This window comes from Methanospirillum sp. (assembly GCF_035560735.1).
Lineage (GTDB): Archaea > Halobacteriota > Methanomicrobia > Methanomicrobiales > Methanospirillaceae > Methanospirillum.
Genome location: NZ_DATMYY010000305.1, coordinates 1 through 6,583, shown reverse-complemented (window position 1 = coordinate 6,583; position 6,583 = coordinate 1). Strand labels below are relative to the sequence as shown.

Genomic DNA, 6,583 nt, shown 5'->3' with positions numbered 1-6,583 from the left:
ATGCCATTCCTCCATAATTTTTATTGATCTCTTCAAAGATAGGTTCCCCATAGAGGAATGCATAGATATAATCAGCCATCACTTTTGGTTCTACATCGGTAAATTTCTCAGGGTAGAGTGCTTTGCCAATAACGTAGGCATTAATCAGGTCTGACTCGTGATCTTCGCCATACAAAGAAGTTGGCAAGAGGCCGTATACCTCACCCTGCCTGACTGCGGGAAGACCTTTGAGTGACTCACTCTTCTCGATATCAGTGACAGCACTCTCCTTCAATGACCAGGTTGTCATATCGAGAAATAGGGCATCAGGCGCAATCCTGGTAAGAGCCTCTTTGGGGATTATAAATGCTCCTGAAAGTCCATTCTGATTCCCATAATCTTCTGCAATATTATGGGCTGATATCAGGCGCAAGGGTATGAAAATCGATGTAGTCGAGAATAGTCCTTCAGGATTTGGAGTTGAATATCCCCCAATGTATGCTTTTTTCTGTTGAAAATCTGATATCGTTGAGGTTCTGGCCTCAAGATTTTCGGTGACTTTATCAAAGAACCTGATCACTTCCTCAGCCCTTTCTGACTTTCCAAGAACGAGCCCCATGATCCTGAGTGAATAATTCATAGCATTCCTGCGGTATGAAAGATCACCATCCTGAAGAACTACTACCGGAATACCTGTCCGCTTCTGCAGTTCATCAGCAGAAATCTGTGGATTGTCTCCCATCAGGATGATCAGGTCCGGACGTGGGTTTAATGCAGTTATTTGTGATGGTTCAATCACGTCTGTAATTTTACCAGCAGCAGAAAGTGTTCTGATCTGTGGATTTGCAACAAGGTATGGGAGAGGTGATGGTGACTGCAAATCTCGCTCTACCAGATCTGCTGCCACTGCCTTTTCGGTTTCCCCCATATATGAGAGGTATCGCATGCACCCAGGTCCAGAGCAGAGGATGTGAGTGATATTTCTGGGCACTGTGACTACTCTGCCAATAGCATCAGTGAGGACAATCCCACTGTTGGTTGCAGCAATATCTTCAAGATCTATAATCGAAGGACCTGGGATAGATTCAGGAGGTTGAGATTTATCTGTGGAGGTACATCCGGAGATCAGAACTCCGATTATCATTAGTACCCCTGCTAAAATCCCGATACGATGATCCATTATTACACCTGTATCTATCACTTCACTGTTGGAGAATTTGAGTATAGGGGAGAAGAGTTGATGGTCGTTACTAACAGATATGTCAGAGATGAGTGCCGTCTTTTCTGTCATCCTTGCCGGAGGTGTGGGAACCAGGCTCTGGCCCCTCTCCAGAACCCAATATCCAAAACAGTTTCTCCAGGTACAGGGCCACTCCCTATTCCAAGAAACATACCTGCGTGCATTACGGTTATCTGACCCTTCCCACATTCTCATAGTCACCAATGAAATCCACCAGTTCCTAGTGAGGGATCAGGTTGCTGAACTTGGATTTTCGATCACTGATGATCGATTACTCCGTGAAACTGAAGGGCGCAATACCTTGCCAGCTATTGCCTGGTCTGTTCGTGAAATTCAAAAAGAATCCCCTGATGCAACAGTTGTAGTGTTTCCGAGTGATCATAAACTTGATGATAAAGCGATAGACGAAATAAGAGCAGCGATCGAACTTGGTAAAGAAAATCTGGTAACATTTGGGATTTGTCCTACCACCCCGCATACTGGATATGGGTACATTGCGCCTGGTGAAAAGATAGGCCCTGGGTTCCGGGTGAAGCAGTTCAAGGAGAAACCAGATCTGGAAACTGCTGAGACTTATGTCTGTAGTGGATACCTTTGGAACAGCGGAATGTTCCTCTTTTCAGTTGGTGTTTTCCAGGACGAGTTGAAACAGTACCAGCCTGAAATTTTTGCAGCCTTTGATTCTCCGGATTTGGTGTATCAGGATCTTCCTTCTATCTCAATTGACTACGGTCTTCTTGAATATTCTTCCCGGGTTGTCACTGTTCCTCTCACAGCTCATTGGACTGATCTTGGTACATTTGCAGCATGGTATGATGTCTCATCAAAAGATGAACATGCAAACGTGGGTTCCTATCAGGGAATTGATTCATCCGGGAATTTTATCAGCACAGGTGATCGGGTTACGGCATTGATCGGTATTGAAGATACTATCATAGTTGATACCGATGATGCGCTTCTGGTCTGCAGGCGTGATATGGCCGAGCAAGTTGGTGACCTGGTAAAGGGACTCAAAAAGCAGGGTAATCCGATCACAGAATTTCACCGGACAGTATTCAGGCCATGGGGGTCGTATACTGAACTTGAAGAAACGGTTGGCTACAAAATCAAGCGTTTGAATGTAAACCCTGGAAAACGACTGTCACTGCAGCGTCATCATCACAGATCTGAACACTGGGTTATTGTACATGGGAGTGCAGATGTGCAGCTTGATGGAACTCACAAGTTTCTTCGGCCAGGTGAATCCACCTATGTTCCTGCCGGAGTGATGCACCGACTTGCAAACACTGGTAAGATCCCTCTTGAGGTTATTGAGGTCCAGATTGGAGAGTACCTTGAAGAGGATGATATTGAGCGGACTGAAGATGATTTTAAAAGGGTATAACTCCCAAAAAAGTTTTTAAGAGATCTGCTGTTCTGAAACCTCAAAGGTTTCTCCGGTCTGAAGATTCCTGTATGGACCGGTTGCATGGACTCCTGATGTGTCTCTGCTGGTTGAGTAGGGCACAATAAATGTTCCATTATTACTCTCCTGACGATATGTAAACGTGCGACCCTGGTTGGTGACAACCGGTAGTTCAATAGTCCCGGTTCCATTGATCTGGTATCCAGGAACCCGTTCAAATATCTTGACATTGTGCATTTCAGCAAGTTCGTCTGATGCCGTCACTGTTGGAGATTCATATACCAAACGGTAATGTGTGAGGGCAGGGATTGTGGTAATCGGGTGGGTATACTGGATGGAGACAAGATCCGTTCCTGCGCTCAATGGTTCTGATGCAGCCTTTTCTGCCTGCGCTGGAGATAGGGTGGTTATTCGTGAGATGGCAGGAACTTTCTGGTTTCCTGTCTGCATCTCTCCATATTGGACAAGGCTTCCTCCTGTACTGTTCGTTTCTGTGCCGTCAAAGATGTAAAGACGGGATACCATGGATGTGAAGAAATCTGGTTTCAGGGTAAGAACTGGATCATACTGGTTTGGATTGTTCTTGGACTGCTGATAGTAATATTTCTGATATTTTTCCCGTTCATTCTGTCCATATGCCCAGAGGGGCAGTGATGGATATTTACTATTAATTGTCTCGTAATCGATGATGACATATTTTGCTCCCATCTTATCTGCTAAGGAATCTGCCGCTTTTTCATCGGTGGCTACCAGGAATTGTGCTACTGGGGGCACATTGTTTTGGAACGGGGTTGTAATGGGGATGCGTTTGGCAAGGTAGGTGATCCAGTGTCCATAGTCCCACCATGATAGTACCCCATACGAGGTGTTTGGATAGGAAAATCCGTCTTTATTGTAGATTTTCAAAGGATCAATCCCTGTATCTGGTGAGTTCTTTTCAAGCCAGGTCAGAGCACCAGCCCAGTCATCATTTATCCCAATCATCTGGAGTTGTTTCGTTCCAACCTCCCAGGTAATCTGTGCTGACATGGCTGTGATGATCAGGATAATAATTCCCACCACAATAATCGGAAGATTCTTTCGAACCAAGGTAATGCCAGATTCTTTCTGTCCCTTTTTCAAACTTTTTTGTTCTGTGGATCGGCTGTTTGAGAGAAGATCCCATAGATATGACAGGGCAATCGAGGTGAAGAGAACCACGATAACTGCCGCATAGTACTCATATCTTAAGTGAAGAATTGTTGAAATCAGGATAACAAATGCCCAAATGAGTATGCATAGTTTGATCGCATCGTATTTTTTGAAAGTCTGATAGACAATCAGAATGAGGCCTATGACCATGACGAACAGAGCGATATTGAAGGAGTGGTAGGCCCGGGTGAGATCCCACATCTGCATCTCGTTGATAAAGGTCTCTTTGTACGAAAAGAAGAAAAAATATGAGAACCCTGAGGATATCGTCTGAACCAATGATGGGAGTATGATCGAAGATATTGCATAAGAAACTGCAGGTATTCCAACAATTATTCCCCAGGTGAGTACTGCTGGTTTCCCCCGGGTCAGATGGATTGCAGCGGTTAGAAAAAGAGGTTCGATGATGAGCGCAAGTGCAAGAAGGATATGTGCTAGGGTATATTGGGCAAGGCTCATCCCCTCATTATGAATTCCGGTTAGACCAAAGAGGATGATGAATACTCCGAATAGTATTGCATGAGCGATTGTCAGTGATTTGAGTGATTGTTCATCCCTCGTTAAAAGGGCATGAACTGCGCAGAATCCTCCAATGATTCCGGCAAAGAGGACCATTGTCGGGATGTTCATAATCCCGAAATAATACATCAGGCCGGCAAGAACTGAATAGAGAATAAGGTATGAGGGATACCCCGATGCATTCTCTCTATTACTCTCTCGAATTACAAAAAGATAAAATAGAATAAAGGCTGTGGAGAAGATGACTTCGAGGAAATGATGGTCAATGTATCCATAAAATGACCTATAGAGGTATTCCCCGGCTATGACTGATATTAAACAAGCTGCTATTACACCTGCTTTCCTGTCTACTACCATTTTCCCAATTACATAGAGCATTGGTATCATGGTGAGTGAGAAGACAGGCGGAATCCAGGATGCCACTGTCATTATATCGTTTCGAGAGACTGCTCCGGTGAGAACTGCGATAACAGCTGAAAGCATTGGATATAGAGGACCCCAATCATTGTCTTTCCCGATCGGAAACCCATTCATTGGATCAAACCATGGATAGACCGGAAAGTTAGAGACAATAACTTCGATCAATCTCATGTTATACCATGAGTCCATGAATATCACCTTGGGGACTAGCCCGCTTGTGAGTTGTTCCATTGGGAGAAGCCGAAGCCAGAATCCAAAAAGAGCAAATATTAAAATAATTACCAGAATGATGACAGAGTCTTTCTGTCTTATGTTGGTGAGGTCCATGTTATACTACAGAATAATGGGCTGGATTGCGGAAATAGGTTTCAGGATCAAATGCAGGTTATCTTGAAAGCTGCAGCTCAGAATAACTAATAGCATCGGGAGAGAGATCTATACTGATTATTGAGATCAGAGTGTTCTGGTCTTTTTTAATATCCTGTTTTTCAGGGTATTAGTATTTCAGGAGTAACCTAGTCAATGAATCCGGTTGTGTCGATAGTTATCCCTGCTTTGAATGAAGAGAAGACGATTGGGGCTTGTATCAAAAAAATTCATGAAGGGTGTGAATCAGCCGGGATATCATATGAGATAATTGTAGCTGATTCATCAACAGATCAGACACCAATTATTGCGTCAAAAATGGGTGCCCGGGTTATTCATCCTGATAAACGGGGGTATGGGAACGCATACTTGTCAGGTTTCGCTCATGCAACAGGCGATATCATTGTCATAGGTGATGCCGATAACACGTATGATTTCCGGATTATTCCCGAGTTAATCCGCCCGATCAGACAGGAGAATGTTGATATGGTCATCGGATCCCGGATGGCAGGAACCATTCTTCCCGGAGCCATGCCTGCTCTACATCAGTATCTTGGAAACCCATTGCTTACCAGGCTCCTGAATTTCGCATTTGGGACCAGTTTTTCTGATTGCCACAGTGGTTTTCGAGCTTTCCGGAAAGAGATATTAGAGCGGCTCTCCCTTCATACCGGTGGAATGGAATTTGCATCTGAAATGATGATCGAAGCTGCAAAAAATAATATAAAAGTAGCCGAGATCCCAATTACCTATTATCCCCGGGAAAGCCCGTCAAATCTTCACAGTTTTGCTGATGGCTGGCGACACGTCAGATTTATCATGCTTGAGAAACCTCTTCCGTTTCTCGCAGTTCCAGGAGGTCTCTTTGCACTCTTCGGACTAGTGATGATGGGATTTGTCCTCCTGAATACTCATGGTTCAGGTTTTCATTCATTTATATTGGGTGTGGTTTTCCTGACCGGTGGGTTTCAACTAGTGATGATGGGAATAGCGCTTAAAGCATATGCTGTGACCAATGGTTTTGATGTCTGTGGCCGATGGTTCAGACCCATGCTTCGGTACAGGACTCTTGAGTATCTTTTGTTTGGCGGGGGCATTCTTATCGTTTTGGGGCTAGTTAATGGGGTTAGTATCCTGTATGACTGGGTTCATCGTTCGTTTGGTGAATTGTCTCAGGTTATGAGCGCTCTTCTGATACTTTGTAGTATTATTCTTGGCCTTCAGATGGTATTTACCGCAATCCTGGTGAGCATGATGCTGCTCCGGTGCGACAGGGATGGGTGTGATTTTAGCCCGTAAAATGGGATTAAATTTACGGGCACTTACCTGTATTTGGACCAGATCTATAATTTGTTTTCTCTTCGCATGCATATCACTCACCATTTTTTCATCTGTTTGGATACCCGTGAATGGGATGAATATTGAATATCCCTCTTAATACCTGGCAAATTACCGGTTTTTAT

4 protein-coding genes are annotated in these 6,583 nt (G+C 44.2%); 2 read left to right on the top strand and 2 right to left on the bottom strand.

Annotated elements, in window-relative coordinates:
• Positions 1-1,159, bottom strand: a 1,159-nt coding sequence (locus VN429_RS08835; protein WP_325632273.1) for an ABC transporter substrate-binding protein, incomplete at its 3' end; no start/stop codon positions are given.
• A gap of 88 nt (positions 1,160-1,247) precedes the next feature.
• Here VN429_RS08835 and VN429_RS08830 point away from each other — a divergent pair.
• The gene (locus VN429_RS08830; RefSeq protein WP_325632271.1) at positions 1,248-2,603 is read left to right on the top strand and encodes a mannose-1-phosphate guanylyltransferase/mannose-6-phosphate isomerase; all 1,356 of its coding nucleotides are present in this window, start codon (positions 1,248-1,250) and stop codon (positions 2,601-2,603) included.
• A 15-nt stretch (positions 2,604-2,618) separates the two neighbouring features.
• Here VN429_RS08830 and VN429_RS08825 read toward each other — a convergent pair whose 3' ends face one another.
• Positions 2,619-5,081, bottom strand: a complete 2,463-nt coding sequence (locus VN429_RS08825; RefSeq protein ID WP_325632269.1) for an oligosaccharyl transferase, archaeosortase A system-associated — start codon at positions 5,079-5,081, stop codon at positions 2,619-2,621.
• A gap of 195 nt (positions 5,082-5,276) precedes the next feature.
• Here VN429_RS08825 and VN429_RS08820 point away from each other — a divergent pair, with 195 nt between their 5' ends.
• Positions 5,277-6,419, top strand: coding sequence for a glycosyltransferase family 2 protein (locus VN429_RS08820; RefSeq protein WP_325632267.1), 1,143 nt, complete (start codon positions 5,277-5,279; stop codon positions 6,417-6,419).
• Positions 6,420-6,583 lie beyond the last annotated feature (164 nt).